Genomic DNA, 18,025 nt, shown 5'->3' on the forward strand with positions numbered 1-18,025 from the left:
CATGAACGCCCGTGCCCTCAGCCCCCTGGATCGCGTGCTCAGCGAAGCGCAGCGCGCCCTCGACACCGTGTTCGGCGCGCCGCTGGCCGAGCGCGCCAACCCGGCCGGCAACACCGCCGAACTGGTGCTGGAAGCAGGGGAAAAGCGCCATTCCGCCGGGCTGATGCGTATCAACCACGTCGGCGAGGTCTGCGCCCAGGCGCTGTACTGCGGCCAGGCCGCGGTCGCCCGCGACGAGGCCACCCGCGAACACCTGCTGCACGCGGCGCAGGAAGAAACCGACCATCTGGCCTGGTGCGCCGACCGCCTGCGCGAACTCGACAGCCGCCCGAGCCTGCTGAACCCGCTGTGGTACGCCGGCAGCTTCGCCATCGGCGCGCTGGCCGGCCTGCGCGGCGACGGCTGGAACCTGGGCTTCGTGGTCGAAACCGAGCGCCAGGTCGAGGCGCATATCGACGAGCACCTGGAATCGCTGCCCGAAGGCGACCAGCGCAGCCGCGCGATCCTGCGCACGATGAAGGCCGACGAGGCCCGCCACGCCGCCAACGCCGAAGCCGCCGGCGCGCGGATCCTGCCGGTGCCGGTGCCGACGATCATGGCGGCGGCGTCGAAGGTGATGAAGGCGGTCGCGTACCGGCTTTGAGGCTTGGGGCCGGCCGGGCTTCGAGCTGACGCCGGCGGCCGGGTTGCGCGGTCGCGGCTTGCGCCGCTCCTACAGGGCGCGCCCGAACCGGCCGTACCCACCTGTAGGAGCGGCGCAAGCCGCGACGCGGCCCTGTAACCGCCGAGGAGCCCCGGCCGGGCGAGCCTCCACCCGAGCCGCCCCCGATTCGATCCGTAGCCATGCCGGAAGAGCCGCCCCGCCCCAACCCGCCCACGAAAAAGGCCGGCTTGCGCCGGCCTTTCCGCGATGCCCCGGGCCGCCCGCAGGCGCCCCGCGCGTCCGCCCGAGCTCAGTCGGCCAGATTGCGCCCGTGGTAGAGCTCTTCGATCTCGCGCTTGAGCCGCGCCTCGATCTTCATGCGCTCCTTGAACGAGAGGTTCTTGGCCTTCTCCTCGAACAGGTAGGTGTCGAGGTCGAATTCCTTCAGGTGCATCTTCGAATGGAAGATGTTTTCCTGATAGACGTTGACGTCGATCATCTCGTAGCGCGACTTGATGTTCTTGGCCAGGTAGTCCTGGATCGAGTTGATCTTGTGGTCGATGTAGTGCTTGCGGCCCTTGATGTCGCGGGTGAAGCCGCGCACCCGGTAGTCCATCACCACGATGTCGGACTCGAAGCTCTCGATCAGGTAATTCAGGGCTTTCAGCGGCGAAATCACCCCGCAGGTGGCGACGTCGATGTCGGCGCGGAAGGTCGCGATGCCGTTGTCCGGATGGGTTTCCGGATAGGTGTGCACGGTGATGTGCGACTTGTCCATGTGCGCGACCACGGCGTCGGAGATGATCTCCTTGCCGGCGTCCTTCTTGTCGATCACCGGCTCTTCCGAGATCAGGATCGTGACCGACGCGCCCTGCGGGTCGTAGTCCTGGCGGGCGATGTTCAGGATATTCGCGCCGATGATTTCCGCCACATCCGTCAGGATCTGGGTGAGGCGGTCGGCGTTATACGCCTCGTCGATGTACTCGATATACCGTCGGCGCTCGTCTTCGGAGGCCGCGAAGCAGACATCGTAGATATTGAACGAGAGGGCCTTGGTGAGGTTGTTGAAACCCTGCAACCGCAGGCGCGGCAACGGCTTGACCACTGTAGGAAGATTCCGGAGGGACGGCGAGGGCCGCGATTATGAGGCAATTAGCCCCGGGGGGAAACGCACGTCGTTTTTGGGCGCTGTCGGTGACAAAAGCGTGACCGTCGCTGAACTTCCATCACAGGTCCCTATCGGAGCGGGATTTTCGGCGGCAGGATTTGCTCCAGCGGCCGTATCGCCCTAAGCTCGGTCGAAAACAAAGCCCAAATCCCAATGTCCGCCAACCCGGTAGCTCCCTTGACCGCACTGCGCCGAACCAACAGCCCGTTGTTGCCTGACGGCGCAACGATCGAACGTTTCCTGGCCCACTGCCACCGTCGGCGTTATCCGTCCCGCACGGACGTATTCCGCCCCGGCGACCCGGCCAGCACCCTCTATTATGTCGTCTCCGGCTCGGTCAGCATCATTACCGAGGAAGAAGACGGCCGCGAACTGGTCCTGGGCTACTTCGGCCCCGGCGAGTTCGTAGGCGAGCTCGGCCTGTTCATCGAGAGCGACCATCGCGAGGTGATCCTGCGCACGCGCAGCACCTGCGAACTGGCCGAGATCGGGCACGAGCGCCTCTACGACCTGCTGCTGACCCGGCTGTCGCTGGATGCGCCGAAGCTGCTGTACGCGATCGGCGCGCAGATTTCCCGGCGCCTGCTCGACACCAGCCGCAAGGCCGGCCGCCTGGCCTTCCTCGACGTGACCGACCGCATCGTGCGCGCCCTGCACGATCTGGCCAAGGAACCCGAGGCCATGAGCCATCCGCAGGGCACCCAGTTGCGGGTGTCGCGCCAGGAGCTTTCGCGCCTGGTCGGCTGCTCGCGCGAAATGGCCGGCCGCGTGCTGAAGAAGCTGCAGGCCGACGGCAAGCTGCACGCCCGCGGCAAGACTGTCGTCCTCTACGGGACCCGCTGAACCCCGATGGGACGCGCCGCCCCGTCCGACCAGACCGCGCCCACGGTGCGGCTGGCGGAACTGGGAGATGCCAGCGATGTGGCCGAGCTGCTGTGCCAGCTCGGCTACCCGTGCACCCGCGACGAGGCCGCCGAGCGCATCCACGCGCTGCGCGAAGACCCGCGCCATTACCTGTTGCTGGCCGAAATCGACGGCCACGCCTGCGGGCTGATCTCCAGCCACACCCGCTATTCGCTGACCCACGGCGCCGACTTGACCCGGATCACCGCGCTGGTGGTGGCCCGCTCCTGCTACGGCCAGGGCATCGGCCGCCAGCTGCTGCGCGAGGTCGAACGCCGCGCGCGCCGCGACGGCGTCAGCCGGGTCGAAGTCACCAGCAACGTCTCGCGCAGCGACGCGCACGAGTTCTATCGGCGCTGCGGCTATGCCGACGGGTCGTTGAAGTTCGTCAAGACGCTGGGCGATTGAGCGCTTAGGGCTGTCTTTTTGTAGGAGCGGCGCGAGCCGCGACCGCGACAATCCGAACGCCGGCGCCAACAGCCGCAGCCCGTGTCGGGGCCGGTCTCGAACAGGCCTCCACTGCATCGGCCGCCCTGATGGCCGCGTCGCGGCTTGCGCCGCTCCTACAGTCGTCTTCGGCTGGATCGGTAGCTGCCTGTAGGAGCGGCGCGAGCCGCGACCGCGACAATCCGAATACCGGCGCCAATAGCCGAGCCCGCGTCGGGGCCGGTCTCGAACAGACCTCCACTGCATCGGCCGCCCTGATGGCCGCGTCGCGGCTTGCGCCGCTCCTACAGGGGCTTCGGTCAGGAACCGACCGGTTCGCCGCCGCGCCCGGGGCAGCCCCAGTTGAGGATCGGCGTGCCGGGCGGCAGCACGCGTCGGAACATCTCGACCCGGCGCGCTTTCGGGTTCACCACCACCGGCTTGCGCGCGGCTTGCAACAACGGCAGGTCGGCGCTGCTGTCGGAATACGCGGTTTCCACCGGCGCGGTGAAGCCGGCTTCGCGCAGCATCGTCATCTTCATGCGCGAATGGCAGTGGCGGCGCGCGCCGAGCGCGCCCAGGCGCGGGCCGACCAGGGTGCCGACCACGGGCACGTCCTCGTGGGCGACGAAGGCCAGGATCGCGCGCGCCAGTTCCGGCGGCGCGCCGGTGGCGACGACGACCTGGTCGCCCTGTTCGCGGTGGTGGTGCAGCACGTCCAGGGCGATCGGCAGCAGCCGCGCGCGGATCTGCTCGGTGTGGCCGGCGACGTAGCGGTCGATCGCGGCGTCGAGCGTGCGCGCGCCGCGCATGCCGATCGTGCCGACCCAGACATAGGCCGAGATGCCGACCCGGCGCGTGCGCAGCCACGCCACCATCGGCCCGGCCAGCGGGGTGATCGCCAGCGCCAGCGCCATTCGCCACCACGAACGCTGGATCAGCCACGCGAACAGATGGCTGCCCGAATCGCCGTCGTACAGCGTGTGGTCGAAATCGAACACCACCAACGGCGCGCCTTCGCGCACCGCCGGGAAGCGTCCGGCGCCGGCCGGCCGCAGGCTCATGCGGCGAACAGGCGCTGCAGCGCCGTGCCGGGGTCGCGTTCGCGCATGAAACTCTCGCCGACCAGGAAGGTCTGCACGCCGGCTTCGCGCATGCGCGCGACGTCGCTGGCGGTGGCGATGCCGCTCTCGGTCACCAGGGTGCGGTCGCGCGGCACCGCGTCGCGCAGGGCCAAAGTCGTGTCCAGCGACACTTCGAAGGTGCGCAGGTTGCGGTTGTTGACGCCGATCAGCTCGCAATCGGTCTGCAGCGCGCGTTCGAGTTCGTCGATGTCGTGCACTTCCACCAGCACATCCATGCCGAGGTCCATCGCCAGCCCGGCCATTTCGACCATCGGGCCGTCTTCGAGCGCGGCGACGATCAGCAGGATCGCATCGGCGCCGATCGCGCGCGCTTCGTACACCTGATACGGATCGACGGTGAAGTCCTTGCGCAGCACCGGCAGCGTGCAGGCTTCGCGCGCTTCGGCCAGGTAGGCGTTGCTGCCCTGGAAGAAGTCGACGTCGGTCAGCACCGACAGGCAGGCGGCGCCGCCGGTCTGGTAGCTGCGCGCGATCTCGGCCGGGCGGAAATCGGGACGGATCACGCCCTTGGACGGGCTGGCCTTCTTGACCTCGGCGATCACCGCCGCGGTGCCGGCGGCATGCTTGTCGCGGATCGCCTGCACGAACCCGCGCGCCGGCGCCTGGGCGCGGGCGCGCGCGCGCAGGTCGTCGAGCGAACGCACGCGCGAGCGCTGCTGAATCTCCTCGTGCTTGCGCGCGATGATGGTGTTGAGGATGTCGCTCATGCCTTGCTCTTGCTCCCGTACGCGCGTTCGACCTTGGCCACGCGCAATTCGAAATGGTCGTACCAGTGCTCGCGCCCGTAGGCGCGGGTGGCGGCGTGGTCGGCCTGCCGCTTCCAGGCGGCGATGGCCGCCTCGTCGCGCCAATAGCTTACGGTGATGCCGAAGCCGTCGCTGCCGCGGGCCGACTCCACGCCGAGGAAACCGCGCTGCTGCGCGGCCAGTTCGACCATGCGCTGCGCGGCTTCGGCGTAGGCGGCGTCGTCGCCCGGGCTGCGCTGGGAGCTGAAGATCACCGCGTAGTAATGCGGTTTGGGCAGGTCGGCGAAGCTGGCGGTCATGCTGGCTCCCGGTGCGGTGGGCTGGCGGTTTCGGCGTAACGTTGAGGTTATTTTCCCGCGAGTTGCGCGGTCAGCGCGACGAACTCGTCGAGCTTGGCCCGCGCCGCGCCCGAGGCCAGCGTGCGCCGCGCCAGATCGATGCCTTCGGCGATGCTCTCGACCTTGCCCGCGACGTACAGCGCCGCGCCGGAGTTCAGCGCGACGATCTCGCGCGGCAGGCCTTCCCGGTTCTCCAGCGCCTGCAGCACCATTTCCCTGGACTCGCCGGCATCGCTGACGCGCAGGTTGCGGCTGGCCGCCATCGCGATGCCGAAATCCTCCGGGTGTACTTCGTACTCGCGCACCTGGCCGTCGCGCAGTTCGCCGACCAGGCTGCCGGCGCCGAGCGAGAGCTCGTCCATGCCGTCGCGGCCCCACACCACCAGCGCGCGTTGCGCGCCGAGTTCCTGCAGCACGCGCACCTGGATGCCGACCAGGTCGGAATGGAACACGCCCATCAGGATGCTCGGCGCGTCGGCGGGGTTGGTCAGCGGGCCGAGGATGTTGAACAGCGTGCGCACGCCCATCTCGCGCCGCACCGGCGCGACGACCTTCATCGCCGGGTGATGCACCGGCGCGAACATGAAGCCGATGCCGGCGCGTTCGATGCACTGCGCGACCTGTTCGGGTTCCAGTTCGATGCGCGCGCCGAGCGCTTCGAGCACGTCGGCGCTGCCGGACTTGGACGACACGCTGCGGTTGCCGTGCTTGGCGACCTTGGCGCCGGCCGCGGCGACCACGAACATGCTCGCGGTGGAAATGTTGAAGGTGTGCGCACCGTCGCCGCCGGTGCCGACGATGTCGACCAGATGGGTCTTGTCGGCGACCGTCACCGGCCGCGCGAATTCGCGCAACACGGTCGCCGCGCCGGCGATTTCGCCGACGGTCTCCTTCTTGACCCGCAGCCCGGTGAGGATGGCCGCGGTCATGGTCGGCGAGACTTCCCCGCGCATGATCGTGCGCATCAGCGCGACCATTTCGTCGTGGAAGATTTCGCGGTGTTCGATGGTGCGCTGGAGCGCTTCTTGCGGGGTCAAAGGCATGGTGGTTTGAATCGGAGAATGGGGAAGGCAGAAGCGGGAATGGGGAACTGCGGGGACGCAGGGGCGGGCCGCGACGCGGTCACCCTCGCCATCGCTCCCTCAGTTCCCCAACCCCGCTTTTCATCTCCCGCTCCACCGCCTCAGCGCTCCAGGAAATTGCGCAACAACGCATGGCCGTGCTCGGTCTTGATCGATTCGGGATGGAACTGCACGCCCTCGACCGGATGCTCGCGATGGCGCAGGCCCATGATTTCCTCGAAGCCGCCGTCTTCGTATTCGGTCCAGGCGGTGACCTCCAGGCTGTCGGGCAAGCTTTCGCGCTGGACCACCAGCGAGTGGTAGCGCGTGGCCTCGTAGCCGTCGGGCAGGCCGGCGAACACGCCGCGGCCTTGGTGGCGGATCGGCGAGGTCTTGCCGTGCATGATCCGCTTGGCCCGGATCACCTGGCCGCCGTAGGCCTGGCCGAGGCTCTGGTGGCCCAGGCACACGCCGAGGATCGGGGTGTGCGCGCCGAGGCGGCGGATCACCTCGAGCGAGACGCCGGCCTGATCGGGCGTGCACGGACCGGGCGAGATCACGATGCGCTGCGGCGCGCGCCGCTCGATCTCGTCCACCGACAGCTCGTCGTTGCGGATCACCTCCACCTCGCTGCCGAGCGCTTGCAGGTACTGCACGAGGTTGTAGGTAAAGCTGTCGTAGTTGTCGATCATCAGAACGGACATGACGCGCCTCGGGTGCGGGTGGTGCCTGGATGGAACGCGGAAGCGCGCCGGCCGGCGGGCCGGCGCGAGAACGGGAACCGCGCGCGCGGACGCGGCGGCGACCGCCCGCGGCGGTGCGCCGGGCCGGCATTATCGCGTGCGCGGACGCCGCCCGGCGCTATCGGGCGGTGGGGTCGGATGCAGGATCCGCGAGCGGCGTCGCGCTGGCGGGGACGGTCGGATCGGGCGGCGCGCAGGGCGCGCGGGCCGGACTCAGCGGCCGCGGGGGCTCGGAACGATGGCGGGGTCACGCGAAAAATCCTCGGAAGACGGCTGCGGGCGGACGGAGGCGCTACGCCACCATCGCCAGCCCAGGCCGGCCTTCGGGGATTTCGTCGGGATCGCGCGGAGGATCATGGGGCTACTGTAACCGCTGGGCGGCGGGGGCGCGAGCCGCGCGGGATCGGCTGTGGCTGAGACAAGTGCGTCGGGCCTGAACGCCCTCGCACAGGCCGGACCTGCGGGCGGGCCCGCCGCTGCGCCTAGCCGCCGGCTTCGCCCAGGCTGACCCGCACCCGCAGCCCCGGCGCGTTGTCGAGCAAGGCGATGTGCCCGCCGTGGCGGTGCAGGATCGCCCGCACCAGGCTCATGCCCAGGCCGGTGCCGGGCGAGCCGCGATGCTCCTCGAGGCGGGCGAAACGGTCGAACACGCGCTCGCGGTCGGCGGCGGGGATGCCGGGGCCGCGGTCGTCGATCTGCAGGACGATGGCGTGGCGCTCGCGCTGCACGCTCAAACCCACTTCGGTGTCGGCCGGCGCGTACTTGATCGCGTTGTCGAGCAGGTTCACCAGCATCTGGAACAACTGGTCGGCATCGCCGCGCACCGCCGCGGCGCCGGGATCGGGCAGGCGCAGGGTCAGGGCGATGCCGCGTTCGGCGGCGATCGGGGTGTACAGCTCGGCGGCGTCGCGGGCGAGGTCGCTGAGGTCGAGCACCGGTTCGTCGTGCACCGGCGATTGCGCTTCGATCCGCGCCAGCCGCAGCAGCGCGCCGAAGGAATGCAGCAGTTGGTCGGTCTCGCCGATCGCGGCGTCGAGCTGGGCGCCGGCTTCGGCACCGGGTTCGCGCCGGCGCAGTTCTTCCAAACGGTTGCGCAGGCGGGTCAGCGGCGTGCGCAGGTCGTGGGCGATGTGGTCGGTGGCGTGGCGCACGCCGTCGAGCAGGTCCTGGATGCGGTCGAGCATGGCGTTGAAGCGCCGCGCCAGCCGGTCGAAGGCGTCGTCGCTGCCGTCCAGGCGCGCGCGCAGCGCCATTTCGCCGCTGCCGACGCGCCCGGCGGTGTCGTCGAGGTGGCTGAGCCGGTGCGAGACCCAACGCGAGGTCAGCCAGCCGATCAGCGCGCCGAGGGTCGCCGCGACCAGCAGCGCGGCCAGCGCGGTGCGCAGCATCAGGCCGAGGAAACGGTCCTGGCTGCGGGTGCGGGTGCCGGTCAGCAAGGTGGTGCCGTCGGGCAGTCGCTGCAGCTGCGCGACCACGCGCAGGTCGCCGTCGGCGCGGTGTTCGGTGAACTCGATCCAGCGCGCGCCGCGGTGATGCAGCGGCAACGCGATGTTGCCGGCGACCACGCGGCCGTCGGCCGCGGTCAGCGCATACACCGCGTCGGGGTCCTCGTCGGCTTCGATGCGGTCGCGCAGTTCGCCCATCAACGCGGTGCGGCCGTCGTCGTGGTACATCTCGACCAGGCCGGCGGCGTCGACCCGGACCAGGTCGCGCGCGTCCTGGATCAGCATCGCCGACACCGCGTAGTGCACGCCGATGCCGAGCAGCACGAACGCGAGCAGGAACGAAGCGGTGACCGCGAGCGCGAGCCGTGCGCTGGTCGAGCGCGGCATCAGCCTCATGCGCGCGCGTCCGCGCCGGAGCGGGCGGCGCGACCACCGGCGGCGCGCGCTGGCGCCGCACTCGTCATGGCGGCGTCCGCAAGCGCAGCGCTCATCGCGGCTGCGCTCACGCGCCCAACCGGTAGCCGGCGCCGCGCACGGTATGCAGCAGCGGGCGCGGATAGCCCTGGTCGATCTTCTGGCGCAAGCGGCTGATGTGCACGTCGATGACGTTGGTCTGCGGGTCGAAGTGATAGTCCCACACCGCTTCCAGCAACATGGTCCGGGTGACCACGCGTTCGGCCTGGCGCATCAGGTATTCGAGCAGGCGGAATTCGCGCGGTTGCAGTTCGATGCGCTTGTCGCCGCGGCGCGCTTCGCGGCTGAGCAGGTCCAGCTCCAGGTCGGCCACGCGCAGCCGAGTCGGCTCGCTGCCGCCGGCGCTGCCGCGGCGCAGGATGCTGTCCAGGCGCGCCGACAGTTCGGCGTAGGCGAACGGCTTGACCAGATAGTCGTCGGCGCCGGCGCGCAGGCCTTCGACGCGGTGGTCGACTTCGCCTAGCGCGGTCAGCAGCAGCACCGGCGTGCGGTTGCCGGCGCCGCGCAGGGTTTGCAGCAGGGTCAGCCCGTCCAGGCCCGGCAGCATCCGGTCCAGGACGATGGCGTCGTAGCTTTCGGTGGTGGCCAGGAACAGGCCGTCCTTGCCGTTGCCGGCGTGATCGACGCTGTGGCCGTCTTCGCGCAGGCCCTTGGCGATGAAGCCGGCGGTGTGGGGATCGTCTTCGACGAGCAGGACGCGCATACCGCCTCCGCGAACGCGACGGTGCATGAATGGGGCGCCGACAGGATAGCGCGCGGGCCGGTGGGCGAGGCGCGAATGCGGCGGTGGATCGGGGACGGCAGGGCGGGCTGGGGAACTCAGAGCTTTCGTCGGCCGGCGCCGGGCGCTGCGCGGGAGACCGACCCTGCCGGCTCACGCCGGCAGCGAACCGCTCTGAGAAAGCTGCCTCGCTGGCTTGCGCCGGCGACGAGTCTCTACAAAAAAGATACCCCGCCGGCTCACGCCGGCGGGGTATCGCACCCACGCCGACGATGCGTGGGGCTCGGGGGAGCAGGCTCGCGAAGGATCAATTCGAGGCCGGCGCCGCTTCCGCAACCGGGGCGGCCGAGGCGGTCTTGGCCTTCGCGGCCTTGTGGTGCTTCTTGTGCTTGTGCTTGACGGTCTTCGCGGCCGGAGCGGCGGTCGCGCCGGCGGTCGCCGGAGCGGCGGCGAAGGCGGAACCGGCGAACGCAGTCAGGGCAGCGGCGAGCAGGATGTTGCGAACGTTCATGGTGAGGCTCCTGGGGAATTCGGGTTGGGAGGTCTGAACCGGTGGGGTGGCCCCATCGCGAAGTCAGATTGCGCCCGCCGCCCTGCCCCGGGCCTTTCCGCCGCATGAACTTTTTTTAATCTGCGCCGGCCGCGTTTTTGCGACGGCCGGCGCGGACGGATCCGATTCGCGCGCACGGCCGCGACGGCCGGCGCGGTTCGCGGCGGCGGCCGATCAGCGTCCGAGGACGCCGAGTTGCCGTTGCAGGCTCAGATTGTCTTCCAGGTGCCAGTTTTCCTTGATGCGGCCGTTCTCGACGCGATAGAGATCGAAGGCCTGGAAATCCACGCGCTGGCCGCGGCCCTGCACTTCGCCGTAGCGGCCGGTGAAGGTTCCGGTGAAATGCAGGCGTAGGGCGACGCGGTCGCCGGCGGCGACCAGATCGGCGATCTCGACCTTCAGGTCGGGCACGGCGGCGCGAAAACCCGCCGAAGCCTGCAACGGCCCCGGCACGCCCTGGACGCGGCCGTCGGGCAAGGTGCGGTCGGCGAAATCCGTGGCCAGCGCGGCGTGCGCGTAGGCCGCATCGCCGGTGTTCCAGAACGCGGCGTAGCGGCGCGCGGCGAGCACGGCGGCGCGCGAGCGGGCGTCGTTGCGGTCGATGAAGTTTCGCTGCGGGAGCGGCAGATTGGCGTCTGCGTCTGCGTCGGTTGCCGGCGCCGCGTTGGCGGCGGACGCGGCGAGCACGACCGATGCGACGATCAGGGCGAGAGGTTTGGCGAACATGGCGGCTTCGAAGACGTGCGAAAGGAACCGCATCGTCGCCGTCGCGTGCCGGCGCGGCATCGGCCCAGGGCGCGAATCAGTTTCCGGTCGCGCTTGAAAATGAAGGCCCGACTGCAGGTGCGGCGCGAGCCGCGACGCGGTAGACCGTTCGCCGAGGAAATGCGAAGCGCTGCGGCTCGATACGGCCGCAGCGGACAAGCCCGCGCAGCAGTTCGGTTGGCGCGGTCGCGGCTTGCGCCGCTCCTGCAGTCGCCTTCGGCCGCTTCGGTCGCGTCCTGCAGGATCGACGCGGGCGATCGTTCGCCGGGAAATCGCGACCGCGCGGGCTTTACAGCCCGCGCGCGGCTTCGGCGACAGCGCGGAACAACGCGCGCCCCTTGTTCATCGTCTCCTCCCACTCCTTCTGCGGATCGGAGTCGTAGACGATGCCGGCGCCGGCCTGCACGTGCAGGCGGCCGTCCTGGATCACCGCGGTGCGGATCGCGATCGCGGTGTCGGCGTCGCCGTGCCAGCCGATGTAGCCGACCGCGCCGGAATAGACGTTGCGCTTGACCGGCTCGAATTCGCGGATCACTTCCAGCGCGCGGATCTTCGGCGCGCCGCTGACGGTGCCGGCCGGGAACGTGGCGCGCAACACATCGGCGTAGCTCATGCCGTCCTTGAGCCGGCCGGTGACCTCGCTGACGATGTGCATGACGTGGCTGTAGCGTTCGATCACGAACTGCTCGCCGACCTCGACCGTGCCGGCCTTGGACACGCGGCCGACGTCGTTGCGGCCGAGGTCGATCAGCATCAGGTGCTCGGCGCGCTCCTTCGGATCGGCCAGCAGCTCGGCTTCCAGCGCCTGGTCTTCGTCGACGGTCTTGCCGCGCGGACGGGTGCCGGCGATCGGGCGCACGGTGACTTCCTCGCCCTGCAACCGCACCAGGATTTCCGGCGACGAGCCGACCACCTGGGTGCCGCCGACATCGAGGAAATACATGTACGGCGACGGGTTCAACGCGCGCAGCGCGCGGTACACGTCGACCGGCCGCGCCTTGAACGGCACGCTGAGCCGCTGCGACAGCACCACCTGGAAGATGTCGCCGGCGCGGATCAGCTCCTTGGATTTCTCGACCGCGTCGATGAAGCCTTCGCGGGTGAAACCGGAGACGAAGTCGCCTTCGTCCAGGCCGACCGAATGCAGGTTTTCCGGATAGCCCGGGCCGCTGATGCGCAGGCGGTGCACCAGTTGGTCGAGGCGGCGGTTGGCGCGCGCGTAGGCCTGCGGCTGGCTCGGGTCGGCGTGGACGATCAGGTACAGCCGGCCCTTGAGGTTGTCGAACACCGCCACTTCCTCGCTCTCCATGAGCAGGATGTCGGGCGTGCCGAGTTCGTCGGGCTTGGCGCTGCCGGCCAGGCGCTGTTCGATGTACTGGATGCACTCGAAGCCGAACCAGCCGACCAGGCCGCCGGCGAAACCCGGCAGGCCGTCGATCTTGGGCACTTTGTGCGCGCTGCGCAGGCGCTCGACTTCGGCGAAGGGATCCTCGACTTCGCGGTGTTCGACCAGTTCGCCGTTCTCGGTGACGAACAAGCTGTGGCCGGCGAAGGCGTACACGCGCTGGGCCGGCAGGCCGATGATCGAGTAGCGGGCGAAACGCTCGCCGCCCTCGACCGATTCGAACAGGTAGGTGTGCGGGCCGTCGGCGAGCTTGAGATAGACCGAGAGCGGAGTATCGAGGTCGGACAGGACCTCGCGCACGACCGGGATGCGGGTGTAGCCGTCAGCGGCCTGCTGCTGGAAAAGTTCGTGCGAAATCACGCGGGCATTCCTTCATGGACGAGTGGGCAGGAGCGGTGGTGACCGACGGCCACCATCGCCAACCCACGTCGGCGCAGAAGGAATGCGGGTTCGCCCAGGTTTGCATGGCCGCCACTCTAACCGGTTTCGCGCGCCGTGCGCGACCGTCAGGACGCCGGGCCGTGCGCGGCGGCGCCGGGCCGAGCGGGCGGCGCGGCCGGGTCGCGCAGCAGCGGGCAGCCGGGCGGCAGGTGCATGCGCACCCGCGCCGGTACGCAGTCGATGCGGAAGTGGTGCGACTGCACCGGTTCGCCGTCGAGATTGAGGTTCAGCGGCTGCGGCGATTCGATCTCGACCCAGCGCAGCTGCGCGCGCGCGGCGACGCGTTCCAGCGCCGCGTGCTGGCCCTGGGTCACCAGGGTGCCGACGGTGGCGCCGACCGCGCCGGACAGCTCGGGCACGACGGTCACGTCGAGCAGGCCGTCGTCGATCAGCGCGTCCGGACACAGCCCCTGGCCGCCGCCGGCCTGGCGTCCGTTGCCGATGCCCAGGGCGATGAAATCGCCCTCCCATTCGAAGCCTTCGCCGTGCACGCGCGCGCGGATCGGCTCGATCTTGCCGAGCTTGGCGATGCCGGTCAGCAGGTACGCCAGCCCGCCGAGCATCTTCTTCAGGCCCGCATCGGTCTCCAGCGTCACCTGGGTGCCGAAGCCGCCGCTGGCCAGGTTCGCCGCCCAGTGCAGGCCGTCGGGCGCCTGCAGGCGCAGCAGGTCGATCGGCTGCGGCGGCTGGCGGTGGATCAGGTCCAGCGCCTGGACCGGATCGACCGGAATCGTCGCGGCGGTGGCGAAGTCGTTGGCGGTGCCCAGCGGCAACAGGCCGAGGCTCGGCAGCGCGGCGGCGTCTTCGTCGCGGTGGGCGAGCGTGGTCGCCACTTCGCTGAGCGTGCCGTCGCCGCCGCCGGCGATCACCGTGTCGACGCCGTCGGCGATGGCCTCGGCTACGTAGCGTTCGGCGTCGCCGCTTTCCCAGGTCACGCGCACGTCGAGGGCGACGCCGCGGTCGCGCAGCGCGGCGACGGCTTCGCGCACCTCGTCGTTGCCGGCGGACTTGCCGTTGAGGATCAGCCGCCAGCGGGGTGGGGTCATGCGCGCGTTGCTCCGGGTGTGAGGCGCGGCGAGGCTAGCAGCGCGGCGCGATGGCAGGATGAATGTCTGGATGAGCCAAGTCTGTCACACACCTGTAATCGCCGATCCGGAATATAGGAGGCCATATCAGGGACGACGGGCGGAGGCTGGATTGCCTCCAAATCTTCCGGAACGCGGGCCGCAAGGTCCGCGTTCTTTTATTTTGGGCCGGGGGATTTGCGGCGGGGATTGCGGCGTTCGCCGTAAGCGCGGTGTCGCGGTCGCGGCTCGCGCCGCTCCTACAGTCGGATACGTACCGGCCGCAGCCCCTGTAGGAGCGGCGCAAACCGCGACCGCGAATCCGCAACGACGACGCAACCCGCCGCTCACTGCAAAACTTCGTCCGCAAACACCACCCCGTCCTCATCCGCGCAGACCCAATCGCCCGGACGGATCGCCACGCCGCCGAACGCCAGCGCGACGTCGCGCTGGCCCTGCCCGCTTTTCTCGGTCTTGCGCGGACACGTGCCCAACGCCTTGACCCCCAGCGCCATCGCGCCGATCGCCGCGCTGTCGCGGATCGCGCCGAACACGACGACCCCGGCCCAGCCGTTGTCGACCGCCAGCGCCGCGAGCTGGTCGCCGAGCATCGCCCGGCGCGAGGAACCGCCGCCGTCGATCACCAGCACTCGGCCAGCGCCGGGTTCGGCGACCGCTTCGCGCACCCGCGAATTGTCTTCGTAGGCCTTGATCGTGCTGACGGTGCCGGCGAACGCGATGCGTCCGCCGTAGTCGCGCAAAGGCAGGTCGAGCACGCGCACGCGCGCGTCGTGGCGGTCGCACAGATCGCAGGTGTTCATGGCGGCGCATCCGTCGGAGGGATGCGGCCACCATGCCATGCGCGGCGCGCGGCGCGAAACCGCGGCGCGCGCGGCCGGCTTACTTGCGCGCGGCGGCCACCGCCGCCTTCATCCGCCCGATCGTGTCGGCGTAGTCGGGCGCGTTGAAGATCGCCGAGCCGGCGACGAAGGTGTCGGCGCCCGCGGCGGCGATCTCGCCGATGTTGTCGGCCTTGACCCCGCCGTCGATCTCCAGCCGCACCGCGCGGCCGCTGCGGTCGATGCGCTCGCGCACCCGGCGCAGTTTCTCCAGCGCCGAGGGGATGAAGCTCTGGCCGCCGAAGCCGGGGTTGACCGACATCAGCAGCACCATGTCGAGGTCGTCGAGCACCCAGTCCAGCACGTCCAGCGAGGTGCCGGGATTGAGCACCAGCCCGGCCTGGCAGCCGTGCGACTTGATCAATTGGATGGTGCGATGCACGTGCGCGCTGGCTTCGGGGTGGAAGCTGATCGTGGTCGCGCCGGCCTTGGCGAAGTCCGGGACGATGCGGTCGACCGGCTCGACCATCAGGTGCACGTCGATCGGCGCGGTGACGCCGTGCTTGCGCAGCGCCTCGCAGACCATCGGGCCGATGGTCAGGTTCGGCACGTAATGGTTGTCCATCACGTCGAAATGGACCCAGTCGGCGCCGGCCTTGATCACGTTGTCGACTTCCTCGCCGAGCCGGGCGAAATCCGCCGAAAGGATGGACGGGGCGATGACGGTGGATTGCGTGGACATGGGCGGGACCGGCGGGAAAGGCGGCTATTGTCGCCCCTGAGCCGCTTTCCAGGCAAAAAGCGCGGGGTGGCGCAAAGGAGTGGGACGCGGCAGAAGCGCCCGGACGGCCGCTCGCTGTCTCCCGGCGCCTGTGCGCTATTTCCTGCCCTTGCGCAGCTTCTGGATCCGGTCGTAGGCCCGGTTGATGTCGCGGGCCTTGGCCTCGGCGCGCTGGCGGATGTCGGGCGGATCGTTGGCGTAGCGGTCGGGGTGGTATTGCGAAATCAGCCGGCGGTAGGCCTTGTCGATGTCGGCGTCGCTGGCTTCGCTGTCCAGGCCGAGCGCGGCGTAGGGGTCGTCGCCGCGCAGCTTGAACCAGTCGGTGTCGAAGGCGTGGCCGATCAGCAGGCCGACGATCGCGCCGAGGAAGGGGTTGGCGCGCATCAGCGCCGCCCCGGCGAAGAATCCGAGCAATTTGCCGTACCAGCGCTGCTTCATCGCCACCGCGACCCGCCCCGTGCCGGGCCGCCGCGGCCCGCTGCCGGGCATCTTAACGGGGCCGGCGGGCCGCGCGAGGGCTCCGGCCGGGCCCGGCGCGGGCCGGACCGCGACGCGGGGCCTGCACGGCGGGCGCAAGCGGCGTACACTGCCCGGCCCCGTCGCGCGCCCGCGCGCGATTCCGGGCGGCCCGGAAGGCCCAGGCCCACGACCGTTCGGGCGCGCACAGCGCGGCGGGGAGTCGTGCCTTACGCCATCAGGGGTCCCCACGTTGACGACCACGCTGCTGCAATCCGAACTGCCCGGCCTGCCCCTTCGCCACCGCGGCAAGGTCCGCGATGTCTTCGATCTGCCCGCCGACCGCCTGCCCGCCGGCGCCGCGCCCGGCGGCGACTGCCTGTTGATGGTCGCCACCGACCGCCTCAGCGCGTTCGACGTGGTGCTGCCCGACCCGATCCCGGGCAAGGGCGAGATGCTGTGCCAGATCAGCAATTTCTGGTTCGGCAAGACCGCGCACATCATTCCCAACCACCTCACCGGCATCGACGTCGCCGCGGTGCTGCCGGACGGCGTCGACCCGGCGCTGTACGCCAAGCGCACGGTGGTGACCAAGAAACTCAAGCCGGTGGCGATCGAATGCATCGCCCGCGGTTATGTGATCGGCAGCGGCTGGAAGGACTACCAGCGCACCGGCCGGATCAGCGGCATCGCCCTGCCCGGCGGACTGCGCCAGGCCGAGCAGCTGCCCGAGCCGATCTTCACCCCGTCGACCAAGGCCGCGGTCGGCGACCACGACGAGAACATCGACTTCGACACCGCGGTGCGCACGGTCGGCGCCGGGCTGGCCGAAGCGGTGCGCGACGCGACCCTGCGCCTGTACCGCTACGCCGCCGACTACGCGGCGCAGCGCGGCATCCTGCTGGCCGACACCAAGTTCGAGTTCGGCACCGACGCCGACGGCCGCCTCTACGTCATGGACGAGATGCTGACGCCGGATTCCTCGCGCTACTGGCCGGCCGACCTGTACCAGGTCGGCACCAGCCCGCCGAGCTACGACAAGCAGTTCGTGCGCGATTACCTGGAGACGCTGGACTGGGACAAGACTCCGCCGGGGCCGAATTTGCCGGCGGAAGTGATCGAACGCACCCGGGCCAAGTACGCCGAGGCCTTGCAGAAGTTGGCGGGGATTTCTGTCGACTGATCGGGGTTCGGTAGATCTACGAAGGGCCGCGCGAGCGGCCCTTCGTCGTTTGCGGGTGGGCGAAGTTGCGCCGTGGTGCGGAGTGGCGCGGTCGCGGCTTGCGCCGCTCCTACAGGGGGTGGTCGAGGCGGCCGGAGGCGACTGTAGGAGCGGCGCGAGCCGCGACGCGGACCATCGGGGGCCGAGGCAATGCGAAGGCGCGCCGCTGCCGTCCGGCCTGGGCGCGTTCATCGCCGCCGCAACGCGAACTGTCGCCTGCTTTACAGACCCCCACGCGGCGGCGGGCGACACTCCGGCCCATCCCGTCAAGCCGGTGCCAGCTCCCGCCCATGCGCGCTACCCTGCCGAATCCGTCCTCAGCAGACCCGCATCCGCATGAACATCGGCTACCTGTACCTGGCCGTCGCCATCGCCGCCGAAGTGGTCGCGACCAGCGCGCTCAAGGCCTCCGAAGGCTTCACCAAGACCGGCCCGTCGATCGTCGTCGCCGCCGGGTACGGGGTGGCGTTCTACTTCCTGTCGCTGGTGCTCAAGACCGTCCCGGTCGGGGTCGCCTATGCGCTGTGGTCGGGCGTCGGCATCGTCCTGATCGCGCTGATCGGCTGGCTGTTCATGAAGCAGCACCTCGACGCCGGCGCGCTCGCCGGGATCGGCCTGATCGTCGCCGGCGTGCTGGTGATCCAGCTATTCTCGAAATCGGCGGCGCACTGACCTTCGCGCGCCGCAAC

At 69.9% G+C, this 18,025-nt stretch carries 20 protein-coding genes; 5 read left to right on the plus strand and 15 right to left on the minus strand.

Features of this window, described 5'->3' with window-relative positions; genetic code table 11:
• The first annotated feature begins 1 nt into the window (after position 1).
• Positions 2 to 643 (plus strand): 2-polyprenyl-3-methyl-6-methoxy-1,4-benzoquinone monooxygenase, encoded by a 642-nt coding sequence (coq7, locus tag JHW38_RS11925; RefSeq protein WP_207526116.1) that lies wholly within the window; start codon positions 2 to 4, stop codon positions 641 to 643.
• Between the two features lie 310 nt (positions 644 to 953).
• Here the strand turns inward: coq7 and speD are convergent, their stop codons facing one another.
• Positions 954 to 1,748 (minus strand): adenosylmethionine decarboxylase, encoded by a 795-nt coding sequence (gene speD, locus JHW38_RS11930; RefSeq protein ID WP_057948915.1) that lies wholly within the window; start codon positions 1,746 to 1,748, stop codon positions 954 to 956.
• A 240-nt stretch (positions 1,749 to 1,988) separates the two neighbouring features.
• Here speD and crp point away from each other — a divergent pair, with 240 nt between their 5' ends.
• Both crp and JHW38_RS11940 read left to right on the plus strand, forming a co-directional pair.
• Entirely contained in the window at positions 1,989 to 2,654 is a 666-nt protein-coding gene (crp, locus tag JHW38_RS11935; protein WP_036148366.1) for a cAMP-activated global transcriptional regulator CRP, read from the plus strand.
• Between the two features lie 6 nt (positions 2,655 to 2,660).
• Positions 2,661 to 3,122, plus strand: a complete 462-nt coding sequence (locus JHW38_RS11940; RefSeq protein WP_207526117.1) for a global regulator CLP-associated N-acetyltransferase — start codon at positions 2,661 to 2,663, stop codon at positions 3,120 to 3,122.
• A 338-nt stretch (positions 3,123 to 3,460) separates the two neighbouring features.
• On the opposite strand, the gene JHW38_RS11945 is transcribed toward JHW38_RS11940, so the two are convergent.
• From JHW38_RS11945 to JHW38_RS12010, 14 genes are all read right to left on the minus strand, one after another.
• Entirely contained in the window at positions 3,461 to 4,204 is a 744-nt protein-coding gene (locus JHW38_RS11945) for a haloacid dehalogenase-like hydrolase (protein WP_207526118.1), read from the minus strand.
• Positions 4,201 to 4,992, minus strand: coding sequence for an indole-3-glycerol phosphate synthase TrpC (gene trpC, locus JHW38_RS11950; RefSeq protein WP_207526119.1), 792 nt, complete (start codon positions 4,990 to 4,992; stop codon positions 4,201 to 4,203). Before trpC ends, JHW38_RS11945 begins: the two co-directional genes overlap by 4 nt.
• Entirely contained in the window at positions 4,989 to 5,330 is a 342-nt protein-coding gene (locus JHW38_RS11955) for an antibiotic biosynthesis monooxygenase family protein (RefSeq protein WP_207526120.1), read from the minus strand. The genes trpC and JHW38_RS11955 overlap by 4 nt, the downstream gene beginning before the upstream one ends.
• Positions 5,331 to 5,377: 47 nt before the next feature.
• Positions 5,378 to 6,412 (minus strand): anthranilate phosphoribosyltransferase, encoded by a 1,035-nt coding sequence (gene trpD / locus JHW38_RS11960; protein ID WP_207526121.1) that lies wholly within the window; start codon positions 6,410 to 6,412, stop codon positions 5,378 to 5,380.
• A gap of 140 nt (positions 6,413 to 6,552) precedes the next feature.
• Positions 6,553 to 7,134: an anthranilate synthase component II gene (locus JHW38_RS11965; RefSeq protein ID WP_207526122.1), complete on the minus strand. Its 582-nt coding sequence runs from the start codon at positions 7,132 to 7,134 to the stop codon at positions 6,553 to 6,555.
• 521 nt (positions 7,135 to 7,655) lie between these two features.
• Positions 7,656 to 9,014, minus strand: a complete 1,359-nt coding sequence (locus JHW38_RS11970; RefSeq protein ID WP_207526123.1) for a sensor histidine kinase — start codon at positions 9,012 to 9,014, stop codon at positions 7,656 to 7,658.
• 106 nt (positions 9,015 to 9,120) lie between these two features.
• The gene (locus JHW38_RS11975) at positions 9,121 to 9,795 is read right to left on the minus strand and encodes a response regulator transcription factor (protein WP_057948930.1); all 675 of its coding nucleotides are present in this window, start codon (positions 9,793 to 9,795) and stop codon (positions 9,121 to 9,123) included.
• 325 nt (positions 9,796 to 10,120) lie between these two features.
• The gene (locus JHW38_RS11980; RefSeq protein ID WP_207526124.1) at positions 10,121 to 10,324 is read right to left on the minus strand and encodes a hypothetical protein; all 204 of its coding nucleotides are present in this window, start codon (positions 10,322 to 10,324) and stop codon (positions 10,121 to 10,123) included.
• 213 nt (positions 10,325 to 10,537) lie between these two features.
• Positions 10,538 to 11,089: an ester cyclase gene (locus JHW38_RS11985; RefSeq protein ID WP_207526125.1), complete on the minus strand. Its 552-nt coding sequence runs from the start codon at positions 11,087 to 11,089 to the stop codon at positions 10,538 to 10,540.
• Between the two features lie 328 nt (positions 11,090 to 11,417).
• Positions 11,418 to 12,893, minus strand: coding sequence for an anthranilate synthase component I (gene trpE, locus JHW38_RS11990; RefSeq protein WP_207526126.1), 1,476 nt, complete (start codon positions 12,891 to 12,893; stop codon positions 11,418 to 11,420).
• A gap of 146 nt (positions 12,894 to 13,039) precedes the next feature.
• The gene (gene yegS / locus JHW38_RS11995; protein ID WP_207526127.1) at positions 13,040 to 14,020 is read right to left on the minus strand and encodes a lipid kinase YegS; all 981 of its coding nucleotides are present in this window, start codon (positions 14,018 to 14,020) and stop codon (positions 13,040 to 13,042) included.
• 365 nt (positions 14,021 to 14,385) lie between these two features.
• Positions 14,386 to 14,859, minus strand: coding sequence for a ribonuclease E activity regulator RraA (gene rraA, locus JHW38_RS12000; RefSeq protein ID WP_207526128.1), 474 nt, complete (start codon positions 14,857 to 14,859; stop codon positions 14,386 to 14,388).
• A 79-nt stretch (positions 14,860 to 14,938) separates the two neighbouring features.
• Positions 14,939 to 15,619, minus strand: a complete 681-nt coding sequence (gene rpe, locus JHW38_RS12005) for a ribulose-phosphate 3-epimerase (protein WP_207526129.1) — start codon at positions 15,617 to 15,619, stop codon at positions 14,939 to 14,941.
• Positions 15,620 to 15,754: 135 nt separating this feature from the next.
• Positions 15,755 to 16,096: a J domain-containing protein gene (locus JHW38_RS12010; protein WP_207526130.1), complete on the minus strand. Its 342-nt coding sequence runs from the start codon at positions 16,094 to 16,096 to the stop codon at positions 15,755 to 15,757.
• Positions 16,097 to 16,367: 271 nt separating this feature from the next.
• On the opposite strand from JHW38_RS12010, the gene JHW38_RS12015 reads away from it, so the two are divergent.
• Positions 16,368 to 17,297, plus strand: a complete 930-nt coding sequence (locus tag JHW38_RS12015; RefSeq protein WP_207526131.1) for a phosphoribosylaminoimidazolesuccinocarboxamide synthase — start codon at positions 16,368 to 16,370, stop codon at positions 17,295 to 17,297.
• A gap of 375 nt (positions 17,298 to 17,672) precedes the next feature.
• Complete coding sequence (locus JHW38_RS12020) at positions 17,673 to 18,008, plus strand: DMT family transporter (RefSeq protein ID WP_207526132.1); 336 nt, start codon at positions 17,673 to 17,675, stop codon at positions 18,006 to 18,008.
• Positions 18,009 to 18,025: the final 17 nt, after the last annotated feature.

Source organism: Lysobacter enzymogenes (assembly GCF_017355525.1).
Lineage (GTDB): Bacteria > Pseudomonadota > Gammaproteobacteria > Xanthomonadales > Xanthomonadaceae > Lysobacter > Lysobacter enzymogenes_C.